We start from the raw sequence: 15594 nt of genomic DNA on the forward strand, positions 1-15594 counted from the left end.
GATGATAGACTGAGTCCCAGACAAGCCGGCCCCGTGTCGGCAACGCACCCTCCGTGGAAGGAACTGCAGGTCATGATGACCCCACAACACTTCGCTGAACTGGCCGAAGCCGGTTACAACCGCATTCCCGTCACCCGTGACGTGCTGGCGGATCTCGACACGCCACTGTCTACCTATCTCAAGCTGGCCGACATGCCGTGGACCTTCCTGCTGGAGTCCGTGCAGGGCGGAGAGAAGTGGGGGCGTTACTCCATCATCGGCTTGCCGTGTCGTGAGCGCATCGAGGTGCGTGGCCAGGTGGTCTCGCATCTGATCAATGGCGAGCAGACCGGCATGACCGAGGTCGAGGACCCCCTCGACTGGATCGAGCAGTTCCAGACCCGTTTCCGTGTGCCGGTCATCGACGGTGCGCCACGCTTCAATGGCGGTCTGGTCGGCTACTTCGGCTATGACACCGTGCGCTATATCGAACCGCGCCTGCGCGGCGTCGAGAAGCCGGACCCGCTGGGCGTGCCGGACATCCTGCTGATGGTCGCCGACGAGCTGGTGATCTTCGACAACCTGTCCGGGCGTCTGACGCTGTTGACCCACGCCGACCCGGCAACGCCGAACGCCTACGAGGCTGCCTGCGAGCGTCTCGAGCGCCTCGAGATCCAGCTGCGCAGCGCGACGCTGAACACCGTCAGCCCCGGCACCGGCGGCGAGCCGGTCAAGGAGACCGACTTCACCTCCGGCTTCACCGAGGAAGGCTTCAAGGGCGCAGTGGAGAAGATCAAGGAATACGTGCTGGCCGGTGATGTCATGCAGTGCGTGCCGTCACAGCGCATGTCGATTCCCTACCGCGCCGCGCCGCTGGATCTCTACCGTGCACTGCGCAGCCTGAATCCTTCGCCATACATGTTCTTCTTCAATCTGGATGACCACCACGTCATCGGCTCGTCGCCGGAGATTCTCTCGCGTCTCGAGGATGGCGAGGTCGCGGTGCGCCCGATCGCCGGTACCCGCGTGCGCGGCGCCACCGAAGAGGAAGACCTGGCGCTGGAGAAGGACCTGCTGTCAGACCCGAAGGAAGTCGCCGAGCACCTGATGCTGATCGACCTGGGTCGCAACGACGCCGGTCGCATCAGCCAGACCGGCAGCGTCAAGGTGACGGACCAGATGGTGGTGGAGCGCTATTCCCACGTCATGCACATCGTCTCCAATGTCACCGGCAAGCTGAAGGAAGGCCTGGGGCCGATGGACGTGCTGCGGGCCACCTTCCCGGCCGGCACCCTGTCCGGCGCGCCGAAGATTCGCGCCATGGAGATCATCGACGAGGTGGAGCCGGTCAAGCGCGGCATCTATTCCGGCGCGGTGGGCTATCTCTCCTGGCACGGCAACATGGATACCGCCATCGCGATCCGCACCGCGGTGCTCAAGGACAAGGTGCTGCACGTCCAGGCCGGCGCCGGCATCGTGGCCGATTCCGTGCCGCAGTCCGAGTGGGACGAGACACTCAACAAGGGGCGTGCCCTGTTCCGTGCCGTGGCGATGGCGGAGCGCGGTCTGGACAATCTGGACTGATCGGCGCGCCACGCATTTCAGGAGTGACTCGCCAGTGTTCGCGGGTCACTCCCTGCAACGGCGCATGTGATTGACACTCCTGGCAGCTCAACGCACTATTGACCCATGACGCTACGTAACCCGCACGACCTCAGCCAGCAGTGGTGGCGCTCCTGACAAGGGGGCGGCTTTCGCATGTCTGAAGTTCGAGGACGTACGACCAGAAGAATGCCGCCGACCAGGGCGGCATTTTTGTTGCTGGACGGCGGGAACGACACCACAGGAGAGCGGGCAGGCCGGTCAATCACGGCGCATGATCCGCTCCCGAGAATGGACACTGACCATGCAGACATTCACTTCGCAGGACGCCAGCACGCCACGCGTGCTGATGATCGACAACTTTGACAGCTTCACCTACAACATCGTCCAGTATCTGAGTGAGCTGGGCGCGGAAGTGCTGACCGTGCGCAATGACGCCATCACGCTCGAGCAGATCGAGGCGCTCGGTGCATCACATCTGGTGCTGGGTCCGGGGCCGTGTACGCCCAACGAGGCCGGCATCACGCTGGATACCATTCGCCACTTCGCCGGCAAGCTGCCGATTCTGGGCGTGTGTCTCGGTCACCAGGCCATCGGTCAGGTCTACGGCGGCAAGGTGGTACGTGCGCCTCAGGTGATGCATGGCAAGACCTCCGCCGTGCGTCACGACAACAGTGGTGTCTTCGCTGCGCTGGCCGAGCCGCTGGAAGTCACGCGCTATCACTCGCTGGTGGTCGATCGTGAGAGCCTGCCCGAGTGTCTGATCGTCACCAGCTGGACGGATGACGACGATGTCACGCCGCAGTTGATCATGGGCCTGCGCCATCGCGAGCTGGATGTCGAAGGTGTCCAGTTCCACCCTGAGTCGATCCTGACATTGCAGGGTCATGAGCTTCTGGCTAACTTCCTGCGTCGCGGCGAGGCTGCAAAAGCCGCCTGAGCGGGCGTTGATCGCAAGAGTCACATCCTATTTTTTCATGCGTCAGCCGCCGAGGCTGGCGCCTGCGGAGACACAACATGCAGATGCGTGAGGCGATTGGCGCCGTGATGCGCCGCCAGCACCTGAGCTACGACGACACTCATGCGGTCATGACGGCCATCATGACCGGCGAGGCGACCCAGGCGCAGATCGGGGCCTTGCTGATGGCGCTGTCGATGAAGGGCGAGACCGTCGATGAGCTGGCCGCCGCCGCCCAGGTGATGCGTGAGCTGATGACGCGCGTCACGGTGCGCGCCACCGATGCAGTGGATATCGTCGGCACCGGCGGTGATGGTGCCAACCTGTTCAATGTCTCCACGGCGGCAAGTTTCGTGGTGGCGGCCGCCGGTGGCCATGTGGCCAAGCATGGCAACCGCAGTGTCTCGTCATCGTCCGGCAGTGCCGACCTGCTTGAGTCGGCCGGCATCAATCTGGCGCTGGACGCCGAGCAGGTCGCACGCTGCATCGATGATATCGGGGTCGGCTTCATGTTCGCGCCCAACCATCACGCCGCCATGAAGCACGTGATTGGCCCGCGCCGCGAGATGGGCGTGCGTACCATGTTCAATATCCTCGGTCCGCTGACCAATCCGGCCGGCGCCACCCGTCAGGTGCTGGGGGTCTATGACCCGGCGCTGGTACCGCTGATGGCCGAGGTGCTCAAGCGCCTCGGGGCCGAGCATGTGCTGGTGGTGCACAGCGATGATGGTCTGGACGAGATCTCGTTGGCGGCACCGACGCTGGTCAATGAGCTCAAGGATGGCGAGATCCGCGAATACCGCATCGCGCCGGAAGACTTCGGTATCGCGCGCCAGTCGCTGGAAAGTCTGGCGGTGGAGACCTCGGACGCCAGCCTCAAGCTGGTGCAGCAGGCACTGCGCGGTGATGAAGGCCCGGCCAGTGACATCGTGGCGCTCAATGCCGGCGCGGCCCTTTACGTGGCGGGCATCGCGGACAGTCTCAAGGAGGGTGTCAGCATTGCCGAGGACGTGCAGGCCAGCAAGCTGCCGTTCGAGAAGATGAAGGAATTGGCGGATTTCACCCGTGTCTACGCCCAGGTCAATGATGAAGGAGCGACCCGCTGATGAGCACCGAGCAGACGACTGACAAGGCATTGCCGACCATCCTGGCCAGGATTCTGGCGCGCAAGGAAGAAGAGATCGCCGAGCGCAGCGCCGCGGTGAGCGAGGCGGACCTGCAGACCCTGATCGAGAAACAGAGCGCGCCGCGCGGCTTCATCGAGGCGCTGACGTCGCGCATCGACCGTGGCGAGCCGGCCATCATCGCCGAAGTGAAGAAGGCGTCCCCCTCCAAGGGCGTGATCCGTGAAGACTTCGTGCCCGCCGAGATCGCCGTGGCCTACGAGCAGGCCGGCGCCGCCTGTCTGTCGGTGCTCACCGATGCCGACTTCTTCCAGGGGCATGAGGACTTCATGATCGAGGCGCGCGACGCCGTCTCGATTCCGGTGATTCGCAAGGACTTCATCATCCACCCGTATCAGGTGCTGGAAGCGCGTGCCATCGGCGCCGACTGCATCCTGTTGATCGTCGCGGCGCTGGACGATGCGCGCCTGAGTGCTCTGTATCGTCAGGCGCGTGAGCTGGGGATGGATGTGCTGGTCGAGGTGCATGACGGCGAAGAGCTCAAGCGTGCACTGGCGCTGGGCATCGAGCTGGTCGGCATCAACAACCGTGATCTGCGCACCTTCGAGACATCACTGGAGACGACGCTGGACCTGCTGACCGACATGCCGCAGGGCGTGCGCGTGGTCACCGAATCCGGCATCCATACCCGTGACGATGTGGCGAAGATGCGCGACGGTGGTGTCCATGGCTTCTTGGTAGGGGAGGCCTTCATGCGCTTTGATGATCCGGGTGAAGGTCTGCGGGGATTGTTCTTCGCGGATTGATGTCCGGTAGATAACGTTGCTTGTTATCTTGTGGATAACAAAAGCCCGCATGGCAATGCCATGCGGGCTTTTTTCATGTCTGTCTGCTGACTTCTGTCCAAAGGCGTGAGGTCGTCATCCGGCTGGAGGTCTATGCCCGCCATCAGTCACAGGCTCAGGCGTCTGTCTTGACGCTCTCGACTCCCTTGCGTGCCGTAAGCAGAGCCTCGGCGATTTCCTCGACGCCGGCGCCATGACTGTGGCGTGTCACCCAGCTGGGCTCCCAACCGAGTGCCGCGCGGTGCTGGATGATGTTGGCCACGCCCACGGTGTGGCGGAAGGTGGCGAACATCGGCGCATCATTGGGGGCATCGCCGACGTACATCACCTCCTGCTCCAGCTGCATGCGGTCCAGGCCGAAGGTCTCGGTGAGGACTCGCACCGCCATGCGCGCCTTGTCGAACTCGCCCTGCCACGCATTGATGTGGATGGAGCTGGCACGCGCCTGAATACCGGCGGCCGTGAAGCCGGCGATGATGGCGCGTATCTCGCTCTGGGCCAGCGGGCCGACCGCCTGGCAGTGGTCCACCGCGACATCGGCGAAGCGGAAGGGCTGGTCCTGCGCCAGTGCCGCGCGCGGATGGTTGAGCAGCAGCTGGCGGGCGACGGTCATGACGTGGCGCTGGCGAGCGCGCAGGCGCTGCTCGTCTTCCCACCAGGTGGTGAGGATGCGCTGCCCCTGGCGGCGGAAGGCAAAGGCGCCGTTCTCACCGATCACGCTGGCGACCGGCCAGGCGCGTGCGATGTGATCGCACCAGCCCGCACAGCCGCCCGTGACGGGGATGACCTTGATGCCGGCAGCATCCAGACGCTCCAGCGCCGCCAGCGTCGATGCCGCGAGACGCCCTTCATGGGTGAGGGTGTCATCGATATCGGTCAATAGATACCGGATACCTGACAGGGTGCTGGCAGGACAGTGGGCGAAGGCTTGCATGGTGATTCCAGAAATCCTCAGAAGGTAAGCGGGCGCGCGGCTGTCATCAGTCGCGTACCCCTTCAGTATCGTCGATGCGTGCCGGCTTGCGCGACGCGCCTCGGTTCAGGCAGTGAAGCGCACCGACAGGCTCTGCTGGCTGGCAGCCTCCAGCGCGCTGCGATAATCGGGCTGATGGGGCAGCTCATCGGTGACCAGCAGGTCGATCTCCTCGAGCGGGGCGATGCGGCACATGGCGGCGCGGCCCCATTTGCTGGCATCGGCGACCAGGATCCGGCGCTGGGCGTGATGGACCAGCGCACGGCTGACCGCGGCCTCTTCCGGATCGAAATCGAGCAGCCCACCGGCATCAAGACCGCCACAGCCGAGGACCGCGATATCGACCTGATGACGCGCGAAGAAGGCCACGGTGGCGCTGCCGACCACGTCGAGGTCCTGCGGGCGCAGTTGTCCTTCCGCCAACTGGACGGCGACATCCGGATGGGTCGAGAGCGCCTGCGCCACCTGCAGATTGTTGGTGATCACGCGCAGGCCGCGTCGGGCAAGCAAGGCTTCGGCGACCGCCACCACGCTGGTGCCGATGCCCAGCGCCAGGGTGGCGCCATCGGGAATCTCGGCGACCACGCTGGCGGCCATGGCCTGCTTGGCGGTCCGCGCCAGCATGATGCGCTGGGAATGTCCCAGGTTGTAGCCGCCCGGTGGGCGCTCGATGCCGCCGTGGCGCCGCCGCGCCAGCCCGCGCTCACACAGCACGCCCAGGTCACGCCGGATGGTCTGGGGCGTGACGTCGAAGGCGTGGGCCAACGGGTCGACGGCCAGCTGGCCCTCGCGGGCCAGTCGCTCGAGAATCTGTTGCTGGCGCGGCGTCAGTGCATCATTGCTCGCGTGTTCGACGCTGCGACTGTCGCGCTCGATGCCCGGGGTCATGTCTGGGGTAGCCCTTGCGTGGTGGTGTCGTTCGGTAGAGTGGGCTCGCGATCCTCCTCGCTGAAGATGGCCGGGTCATCGCTGATGACGGCATCCACCCCCCAGGCCCAGCGCGGCGCGAAGGCGGCCGCATCGTTGGGCGTGTAGCAGAGCAGCTTGTGGCCCCGGCTGGTGATGGCACTGGCCGCGGCGCGCGTCAGGGCGCGCCAATCGGCATGCACGGAACTTGCGTTCAGCTCATCGGCCAGGCTCTGCCAGTCGTCGGGGATGTCATCGTAGAGCAGGCCGATATGCACCTGCGGGTCGCGTTGACGCGTCAGGCGCAGCGCCTGGGGATCAAACGACGAGATGATCAGATGTGAGGCGGGCAGATGGGCGCTGGCCATCGGGATGGCGGCATCGACCAGCGCCTGGGCATCGTGGCCAGGGCTGAGCTTGAGCTCCAGATTCAGGCGCATGTCCAGGCGTGCGATCAGCTCCAGCGCCTGCTTGAGCGAGGCCATGCGCTCACCGGCAAAGCACGCATTGAACCAGCTGCCGACATCGAAGGTCTGCACGCTGTCCCAATCCAGATTCTTGAGCTTGCCACGCCCATCCGAGCAGCGATTCACGCCGGCATCGTGCCAGATGACCGGCGTGCCATCGCCCAGCAACTGCACGTCCAGTTCCACCCATTGAAAGCCTGCTTCATGCGCCGCCTGAATGGCGGCCAGGGTGTTTTCCGGCGCATAGGCCGACAGGCCGCGATGTGCGATCGCCAGGGGCAGGGACAGGACGCTGTCAGTTGAATGTGATGCGTCGGCTGAATGTGACGATGAAACCATGGTGAATCCTCACAGAAAGAATGGCATGTCTGCCCGCCACGCAGCTGTGGCGCTGATCGGTCGAGGCGGATCACTGATGCTCAGACGCGAGACTGATCAGGGCAGGTCTCAAGCATTACCATCCAATGATGACGTTATCAGGGCAAGGGGTTCCGTCGGCCCGCGACAGGACGGAAGCGCTCATTCGATGGCCGCTGTCGCCTGCTCGCGGGTTGCCAGCCGCTTGCCGTCGGCGCCGAACAGATGGGCACGCGCCGGAAGGATGGCCAGGCGCAGCGTCTGTTCTTCCGCGACGGCGTGCTCGCCATCCAGTCTCACCACCAGCGGCTCGTTCTGGCCTTGCAGCCGGCAGTACGCCAGAGTGTCCGCGCCCAGCGGTTCGACCAGCTCGATGCGCGCCTCAAGCTCCGCGGCCCCTGCGGGCAGGGCGTCGGCTGTTCCCAGTACCTGCAAGTGCTCGGGGCGAATGCCGAGGGTCAGCTCAGCGCCCGTGGTCAGGCCTTCGCCATTCAATGCAAGCTTTGCGCCACAGGGTAGCGACAGGCCGGCCTGTGCCTGGGTGACGCTCAGGAAGTTCATCGCCGGCGAGCCGATGAATCCGGCGACGAACTGGCTGGCGGGCTGATCATAGAGCGCCATCGGCGTGCCGAACTGCTCGACGTGGCCGCCGTTCATCACCACCAGACGATCCGCCAGGGTCATGGCTTCGGTCTGATCATGGGTCACGTAGACGGAAGTGACCTTGAGGCGCTTCTGCAGGCGGCGAATCTCGAGACGCATCTGCACACGCAGCTTGGCGTCCAGATTCGAGAGTGGCTCATCGAACAGGAAGACCTGCGGCTTGCGCACGATGGCGCGCCCCATGGCGACACGCTGGCGCTGGCCGCCGGAGAGCTGCTTGGGGCGGCGATCGAGCAGCCCGGTCAGGCCCAGCAGCTCGGCGGCCTCGCTGACGCGCTGCTGGATCTCGTCCTTGGGCGTGCGCCGATTCCTGAGGCCGTAGGCCATGTTGTCGAACACGCTCATGTGCGGGTAGAGCGCATAGTTCTGGAACACCATCGCGATGTCGCGCTCGGCGGGTTCCAGCTCATTGACGCGCTTGCCGTTGATCTCCAGATCGCCCTCGGAGATGTCCTCCAGGCCTGCCAGGGTGCGCAGCAGGGTCGACTTGCCACAGCCGGACGGGCCGACGATGACGATCAGCTCGCCTTCGCCGAAGGCCAGATCGATGCCATGCAGGGCCTTGTAGCCATTGGGGTACTGCTTCTTGAGCTGCTTGAGCGCCAGTGTTGCCATGAGTTGTGTATCCAGAGCGGTGGCGTGACGGGCAAGTCTGTCCATCACGACGTAACGGAATCAGGGGGCTTGGGGCGATGTGTCGCGGGTCGGAGCGCGAGATCACTTCTCGCTGTCCACCAGGCCCTTGATGAAGTAGCGCTGCATGAACAGGATCACCAGTACCGGCGGGCCCATGGCCAGCAGCGTGGTGGCGGTGACGTCCTGCCACGGCACCAGACCATCACCGGTGGTCAGCATGCGCTTGAGGCTGACGACGATGGTCAGATAGTCGGCATCGGTCGTGATCAACAGCGGCCACAGATACTGATTCCAGCCGTAGATGAACATGATCACGAACAGCGCCGCGATGTTGGTCTTCGACAGCGGCAGCAGGATGTCCTTGAGAAAGCGCCACGGCCCGGCGCCATCGATGCGCGCGGCCTCGACCAGTTCCGCCGGAATGGTCAGGTAGAACTGACGCAGCAGGAAGGTCGCGGTGGCACTGGCGATCAGCGGCAGGATCAGGCCGGCGTAGCTGTCCAGCATGTTGAGGTCGGCCACCACCTTGAAGGTCGGCAGGATGCGCACCTCCACCGGCAGCATCAGGGTGATGAAGATCAGCCAGAAGCACAGCTTGCGGAAGCGGAATTCGAAGAAGACGATCGCGTAGGCGGCCAGCACCGAGATGATGATCTTGCCGATGGCGATGCCCAGTGCCATCAGCATCGAGTTGAACAGCAGGGTCATCACGTCGGCGCCGAGACTGCTGACCGGGTCTGCCAGCAGCTGGCGGTAGTTGTCCAGGCCAGCCTCGCCGATCCAGACGGGGGCGACGTTGGAGTAGAGGTCACCCATCTCGTGGGTACTGGCGCTGAAGGCGATCCAGACCGGCAGGAAGAACAGTGCGCAGCCGACGATCAGCAGGGCATGGCTTGCGATATCAAGCCCGGGGCGGTTGTAGCGCATCAGTACTGCACCTTCTTCTCGACATACTTGAACTGGATCAGCGTCAGCACGCCGACGATGACCATCAACAGCACGGACTGGGCAGCACTCGAGCCCAGGTCCTGCCCGACGAAACCATCTTCATAGACCTTGTAGACCAGAGTGCGGGTCGAGCCGGCCGGGCCGCCCTGGGTGGTGGCATCGATGGTGCCGAAGGTCTCGAAGAAGGCGTAGACCACGTTCATCACCAGCAGGAAGAAGCTGGTCGGCGAGAGCAGCGGGAAGGTGATGGTCCAGAAACGCCGCCAGGGGCCGGCGCGGTCCATCGCGGCCGCTTCCAGCAGGCTCTTGGGGATCGCCTGCAGACCTGCGAGGAAGAACACGAAGTTGTAGCTCATCTGCTTCCAGATCGAGGCCAGCACCACCAGCAACATGGCCTGATCGCCATTGAGCTTGTGATTCCAGTCGATGCCGATGGCGGACAGCAGCTCCGGCAGAATGCCCAGCGTCGGGTCGAACAGGAACAGCCACAGCACCCCGGCCACGGCGGGCGCCACGGCGTAGGGCCAGATCAGCAGGGTCTTGTAGGCGTGTGCGCCGCGCAGCACGCGGTCCGCCAGTACGGCGAGCCCCAGCGCCAGTGCCATGGCGCCGAAGGCCACCGCAAAGGAGAAATAGGTGGTCGTCCATAGTGTCGTGAGATATTCCGGCTCGCTCAGCACGCTGACGAAGTTGCTCAGCCCGGTGAATTCCCGCGAGAGCCCGAAGGCATCCTCGACATAGAAGGCCTGTTCGATGGCCTGGTAGGCCGGCCAGAAGAAGAACACGGCCACGATCAGCAGCTGAGGCGCCAGCAGTATCCAGGGCGTGATGGCGTGTCGATTGAAATGGGCCATGCAGCAGGGGTCTCGCAAGCAAGGAGGGACTGGGTGGTTCCGTCGGTAGCACGGAGTCGGCAAGCCTCGGCCGCTCCTGCGCCATCAAGCCGTGAGAGAAGGGAAAGGACACCGGATGTCGGATGCGCTTTCCGCTCTCTGGCTGGAGAAAATAGCGGGAGGGCGAGCCCGGCATGGGCCCGCCCCCGGTGTGGCGATGATCAGCCGTTGGCGCGTTCGAACTTCTCGAGCAGCGAATCGCCGCGCTTGACGGCGTTGTCGAGGCCGTCCTGCACGCTTTCCTTGCCGGAGAAGATCTTCTCCAGCTCTTCATTGATCACGTCACGAATCTGCACCATGTTGCCCAGGCGCAGGCCCTTGGAGTTCTCGGTCGGCGTCGCGGAGGTCATCTGGGTGATGGCGACGTCGGTGCCCGGGTTCTCGGCGTAGAAGCCCTGTTCGCGCGTCAGTTCTGCCGCGGCAGTGGTGATCGGCAGATAGCCGGTGAACTGGTGCCAGTCGGCCTGCACTTCAGGCTTGGAGAGGTACTGGAAGAACTTGGCGACGCCCTGGTATTCCTCATCGCTGTGACCGGACAGCACCCACAGCGAGGCGCCACCGATGATGGAGTTCTGCGGCGTCTCGATCACGTCGCTGTCATAGGGCAGCGGTGCCACGCCGAACTCGAAGCCCTTGGCGCTTTCCTTGACGCCGGCATAGCTGGCGGAAGAGCCCATCATCATCGCGCACTCGCCGGAGTAGAACTTGGGCGCCGCGTCATCGAAGCGACCGCCGAACACGAAGCGCTTGTCGGCCTGCCAGTCATCGAGACGCTGGATGTGATCGACCACGGCGGTCGTGTTGAATTCGAGGCGGGTATCGGTGCCGGCGAAGCCATTGGCCTGGCTGGCGAAGGGCACGTCATTGCGCGCCGAGAAGTTCTCCAGCATCACCCAGGACGGCCAGGTGGTGGTCAGGCCACAACTGGCGGCGCCGGAATCGACGACCTTCTTGAGCGCAGCGCCCATTTCCTGCCAGGTCTGCGGGAGGGAATCGACGCCCGCCTTGGCCAGCACGTCCTTGTTGTAGTAGGTCACTGGCGTGGAGGAGTTGAACGGCATCGACAGCATCTTGCCGTCGGTGTCGGTGTAATAGCCGGTGACGGCAGACAGGTAGGCGTTCGGATCGAAGGCGGTGCCTTCCTGCGGCGCGAAGTCTGCCATCAGCTGATGCACCGGGACGATCGCGCCCTTGGCGCTCATCATGGTGGCGGTGCCGACCTCGAAGATCTGCACGATGTCCGGGCCCTTTCCGGCGCGGAAGGCGGCGATGGCGGAGGTCATGGTCTCGGAGTAGTTGCCCTTGAAGACCGGCTTGACGACGTAGTCGTCCTGGCTTGCATTGAAGTCGGCCGCGATCTCGTCGACCTTCTTGCCGAGCCCGCCCCCCATGGCGTGCCACCATTCCACCTCGGTGGCGGCGAGGGCACTGGCGGAGGCGGAGGCGAAACCGATGGCCAGCGCGAGGCTGGCGAGGCGACGAGTCGCGGTGGCAGTCGTGCGGGTGCTTGCATGATGAGTTGGGCGGCGCATGGTCAAACTCCTGAGAGGTTCCCCTGGCCAGCTTCCGCAACAAAGAAGAAGGACGCTGGCCGCTGACGATCGATGGCGACGATCAAGTGAACATTTTCTTGTTCTTTTGATGATCGTCCGAAAAGCGTAGACGACTCTATAGCGCCCGCCTTACAACTTTGTGACAGGTAGATGTTCATTCGAGCGAAGCTGAGCTTATGGCTGAACTTATGACAGAATTTGTGACTGAGCAGCCGGCGTGTGGCGCCGCCAGCTCGGCTCAGGTTGGCAAGCGAGGCGCCGGGGGCAACTCAAGGCCGGAATAAGCGGCCGGCGAGCGAGTGTGCTAGTCTTGCGCGCTGAAAATGCCTGTGGCGGAGAACGCGATGAAAGTGGTTGAAGTGAGTGCCGGTGCCCGACGTGATGCCTGTCTGGCGATGCTGTGCGCCGAAGTCCATGGCCGCGAAGGGGGCCTGGATGCGCTGGTGAGTTACGCCGGCGTGCGTGGGGTGTGGTTCGAGAATGAGATGGCGCGCCTGTTCGCGCTGGTCGACGATGCCGAGCGCATCCACTCTGCCGCGCTGCTGGTACTCGACGAGAACGCACGTGGCCTGAATCTGGCGCTGTGGGCGACGCCGACGGTGCATCGCGGGCACGACCACGGCATCGCGCTGGTCTCCCAGCTGTCCGATCACGGCCGCCTGCAGGTGCGCATCACCGACAGCTCACTGGTCAGCGTGCTGCGTCGCGCCGGCATCAACGACTGGCTGGAGGCCGAGGCCCAAGGCGATCAGCCGCGCGAGCTGGTCGGCATGAATCCGGCCGCGCGTGTCGGCAACCTGGCGGCCCTCGACGCGCCGCTGCGCCTGGATCGCGAGCGCATCAAGCGCTCCTTCAAGGCGCGCCCGAAGGACTTCGAGACCTACAAGAACGCCTTCGTGCGTGACCTGGAGCACTTCGCGCGTCATATCTGAGGATGAGATGACGCACGCGAATGGCATGCTCTGCCAAGACAAAGGCCCCGCTCATTGAGCGGGGCCTTTGTGGTTCTGCGATCAGTGATCAGTGATCAATTCCTGTATCGATCAGATGGGCGTCGATCGCGTGGGCGTCGATCAAGCGGGCGTCGGCCAGTCATCAGGCGGCGTCCTGCTGCGGGTTGGAGGCGGTGCCGTCACTCGCCATCGGCTTGCGCACGAAGGCGTCGAATTCGAAGTGGTCGACGGTCAGCATGTCGAGTACCTCGGCTTCGAAGACGCGCATGAAGTCGCCATCCTCGGCGGACAGGATGCCTGCCTCGACCGCCGCTTCGATACGCGCTTCCGGTGACAGTGCGTCGGCCGGAATCTCGCCCTTGTGGTAGGCCTTGGCCAGCGCCTTGTAGATCGGCTCGGCGCGCGGGTAGTCCTTGAGCAGCGCGTTGTAGCGGGCGAGGGCGTTGTCCTGCTGGTCTTCGTCCTGCGCGTCCCAGGTGTTGTCGGTCAGCTTGGCACGCAGTGCAGTGTCGGTGGAGACTGCTCGAGCGATCTCGCGGGTCAGGCTGTCCTTGGGCATGGCGAACTGACGGCCACGCGGCAGGGCGATCACGCGCAGGGCAGTGCCCAGCGCACGGTTGGGCAGGTTGGCGAACAGCTCATCCAGTGCCTTTTCCGCGCGGTGCAGCAGCCACTGCATGCTGTAGTGGAACAGCGCCTCTTCGTGTTCGCAGGCCTCGGATTCGTGCCACTGCTTGAGCGTCAGTGACGCCAGGTAGAGGTTGGAGAGCACGTCGCCCAGGCGTGCCGACAGCATCTCGCGCGCCTTTAGGCTGGAGCCGAGGCTTGCCATGGCCGCATCGGCGGACAGCGAGAAGGCGGCGCTGAAGCGGTTGATGTGGCTGGCGTAGGGCGTGGCGACGGCGTCGAAACCAGTGGCCTTGCCGCCGATGCCGAAGCTCTGGGTGAAGGCGCGTGCCGCGTTGCCGAAGATCAGGCCGGCATGGCGGAAGAAGGCCTTGTCGAAGGCGTTCAGGTCATCGGCGTCCTTGGCGGCCAGCTCTTCCAGCACGTAAGGATGGCAGCGGATCGCGCCCTGACCGAAGATCATCAGGTTGCGGGTCATGATGTTGGCGCCTTCCACCGTGATCGAGACCGGAGTGCCGGCATAGGCCACGCCGATGTAGTTGCGCGGGCCAAGCGTCACGCCGCGTCCGCCGTGGATGTCCATGCCGTCGGCCAGCAGCGAGCGGGCCATCTCGGTCAGCTGGCTCTTCAGGATGGCGGAGGGCACCGCCGGCTTGTGGCCGTTGTCGATCATGTTGGCGGTGTGCAGCACCGACGCCTGGCTGATGTAGTTCATCGCGGCCATGCGGGCCAGCGGCTCCTGCACGCCTTCCATCTCGGCCACCGGCAGATTGAACTGACGACGGATGCGCGCAAAGCCGGCGCTCCAGCCCAGTGCGTAGCGCGAGATGCCCGCGGAACCGGACGGCAGGGTGATGCAGCGACCCACCGACAGACACTCGACCAGCATCTTCCAGCCCTGGCCGGCCATCTGCTCGCCGCCGATCAGGTAGCTGAGCGGAATGAAGACGTCCTTGCCGAAGATCGGGCCATTCATGAACGGCGCGCCGATCGGGTGGTGACGACGGCCGATGTCCATGCCGTCGGTGTCACGCGGAATCAGAGCGCAGGTAATACCGATGTCTTCCACGTCACCCAGCAGATGCTCGGGGTCGAACATGCGGAAGGCCAGGCCGACCACGGTGGCGACCGGCGCCAGGGTGATCCAGCGCTTCTCGAAGTTCAGGCGAATGCCGACGACTTCCTCGCCATCATGCATGCCGCGACACACGATGCCGGTGTCCGGGATGGAGGTCGCGTCACTGCCGGCACGCGGGCCGGTCAGGCCGAAACACGGAATCTCGCGGCCATCGGCCAGACGCGGCAGGTAGTAGTTCTTCTGTTCTTCGCTGCCGTACTTGAGCAGCAGCTCGCCCGGGCCGAGGGAGTTGGGCACGCCGACGGTGACCATCAGTGTCTCGTTGACCGCCAGCTTCTGCAGCACCAGCGACTGCGCCTTGGCCGAGAAGCCCAGGCCGCCATATTCCTTGGGAATGATCATGCCGAAGAACTTCTCGCGCTTGAGGTATTCCCACAGCGCTTCGGGCAGATCGGCACGCTCACGCGCGATCTCCCAGCTGTTGGTCATGCCGCAGGCGACAGAGCATTGATCATCGATGAAGGCCTGCTCTTCGCTGGAAATGCCGTCGTTGCGCTGTGCGGTCAGGGTGTCCCACTGCGGCTTGCCGGAAAAGAGCTCGGCGTCCCAGAACACGGTGCCGGCTTCCAGCGCCACCTTCTCGGTGTCCGAGACCTTGGGGGAGACCTTCTTGAACATCGCGAACAGGCGCGGGCTGAGCCACTTGCTGCGCAGGGCCGGCAGGCCACATACCGCGACCAGTGCCGCGCCGATCAGCAGCAGGCAACCCAGCACCGGCGCGTCGACCGCCAGGCCGACGATACCGATGATGGCGAGAACGCCGATGGCCGCGAGGGCCCCGGCTTCGCGTGCCATGACGGCCAACAGACCGGCAACGGCGACAAGGATGAGGATGAGCTGCGTCATGGCAGGATCTCCGGGTGGCGAGGGATGGTGTCTTTGCATGGCGTTTCTACAGCGTAGCAGCCATGCGTTTAGAACAGTTGTTTGAATTCTCTTCAGCGTATCCCATGTTGCCCGACCCTGCAGTAC

General features: G+C 64.3%; 13 protein-coding genes. 5 read left to right on the forward strand and 8 right to left on the reverse strand.

Going from position 1 to position 15594, the window contains the following annotated elements:
- Window positions 1–75: 75 nt before the first annotated feature.
- The 4 genes from trpE to trpC all read left to right on the forward strand — a co-directional run bounded on the left by trpE (window position 76) and on the right by trpC (window position 4469).
- Window positions 76–1563: an anthranilate synthase component I gene (trpE, locus tag R1T44_RS04695; protein WP_043335326.1), complete on the forward strand. Its 1488-nt coding sequence runs from the start codon at window positions 76–78 to the stop codon at window positions 1561–1563.
- A gap of 322 nt (window positions 1564–1885) precedes the next feature.
- Window positions 1886–2521 carry an anthranilate synthase component II gene (locus R1T44_RS04700; RefSeq protein ID WP_052384770.1) on the forward strand — a complete coding sequence of 212 codons (636 nt, stop codon included), beginning with the start codon at window positions 1886–1888 and terminating at the stop codon, window positions 2519–2521.
- A 77-nt stretch (window positions 2522–2598) separates the two neighbouring features.
- Window positions 2599–3645, forward strand: coding sequence for an anthranilate phosphoribosyltransferase (gene trpD, locus R1T44_RS04705; protein WP_043335260.1), 1047 nt, complete (start codon window positions 2599–2601; stop codon window positions 3643–3645).
- Entirely contained in the window at window positions 3645–4469 is an 825-nt protein-coding gene (trpC, locus tag R1T44_RS04710; RefSeq protein WP_043335258.1) for an indole-3-glycerol phosphate synthase TrpC, read from the forward strand. Before trpD ends, trpC begins: the two co-directional genes overlap by 1 nt.
- Window positions 4470–4623: 154 nt before the next feature.
- Here trpC and R1T44_RS04715 read toward each other — a convergent pair whose 3' ends face one another.
- The 7 genes from R1T44_RS04715 to ugpB all read right to left on the reverse strand — a co-directional run bounded on the left by R1T44_RS04715 (window position 4624) and on the right by ugpB (window position 11883).
- Window positions 4624–5442: an HAD-IIB family hydrolase gene (locus tag R1T44_RS04715; RefSeq protein WP_107335461.1), complete on the reverse strand. Its 819-nt coding sequence runs from the start codon at window positions 5440–5442 to the stop codon at window positions 4624–4626.
- A gap of 105 nt (window positions 5443–5547) precedes the next feature.
- The gene (locus R1T44_RS04720) at window positions 5548–6369 is read right to left on the reverse strand and encodes a DeoR/GlpR family DNA-binding transcription regulator (RefSeq protein ID WP_064503346.1); all 822 of its coding nucleotides are present in this window, start codon (window positions 6367–6369) and stop codon (window positions 5548–5550) included.
- On the reverse strand, window positions 6366–7193 hold the full coding sequence (locus R1T44_RS04725; RefSeq protein WP_052384814.1) for a glycerophosphoryl diester phosphodiesterase: 828 nt from the start codon (window positions 7191–7193) through the stop codon (window positions 6366–6368). The genes R1T44_RS04720 and R1T44_RS04725 overlap by 4 nt, the downstream gene beginning before the upstream one ends.
- 180 nt (window positions 7194–7373) lie before the next feature.
- Window positions 7374–8489, reverse strand: a complete 1116-nt coding sequence (locus R1T44_RS04730; RefSeq protein ID WP_043335927.1) for a sn-glycerol-3-phosphate import ATP-binding protein UgpC — start codon at window positions 8487–8489, stop codon at window positions 7374–7376.
- 102 nt (window positions 8490–8591) lie between these two features.
- Window positions 8592–9437 carry a sn-glycerol-3-phosphate ABC transporter permease UgpE gene (gene ugpE / locus R1T44_RS04735; RefSeq protein WP_043335925.1) on the reverse strand — a complete coding sequence of 282 codons (846 nt, stop codon included), beginning with the start codon at window positions 9435–9437 and terminating at the stop codon, window positions 8592–8594.
- Window positions 9437–10312, reverse strand: a complete 876-nt coding sequence (gene ugpA / locus R1T44_RS04740) for a sn-glycerol-3-phosphate ABC transporter permease UgpA (RefSeq protein WP_317292684.1) — start codon at window positions 10310–10312, stop codon at window positions 9437–9439. The genes ugpE and ugpA overlap by 1 nt, the downstream gene beginning before the upstream one ends.
- 200 nt (window positions 10313–10512) lie before the next feature.
- Complete coding sequence (gene ugpB, locus R1T44_RS04745) at window positions 10513–11883, reverse strand: sn-glycerol-3-phosphate ABC transporter substrate-binding protein UgpB (protein ID WP_052384813.1); 1371 nt, start codon at window positions 11881–11883, stop codon at window positions 10513–10515.
- Between the two features lie 365 nt (window positions 11884–12248).
- Here ugpB and R1T44_RS04750 point away from each other — a divergent pair, with 365 nt between their 5' ends.
- On the forward strand, window positions 12249–12836 hold the full coding sequence (locus R1T44_RS04750; protein WP_052384812.1) for a hypothetical protein: 588 nt from the start codon (window positions 12249–12251) through the stop codon (window positions 12834–12836).
- Window positions 12837–12999: 163 nt separating this feature from the next.
- Here the strand turns inward: R1T44_RS04750 and R1T44_RS04755 are convergent, their stop codons facing one another.
- Window positions 13000–15468: an acyl-CoA dehydrogenase gene (locus R1T44_RS04755; protein WP_043335919.1), complete on the reverse strand. Its 2469-nt coding sequence runs from the start codon at window positions 15466–15468 to the stop codon at window positions 13000–13002.
- Window positions 15469–15594 lie beyond the last annotated feature (126 nt).

Source organism: Cobetia amphilecti (genome assembly GCF_032923285.1).
Taxonomy (GTDB): domain Bacteria; phylum Pseudomonadota; class Gammaproteobacteria; order Pseudomonadales; family Halomonadaceae; genus Cobetia; species Cobetia amphilecti.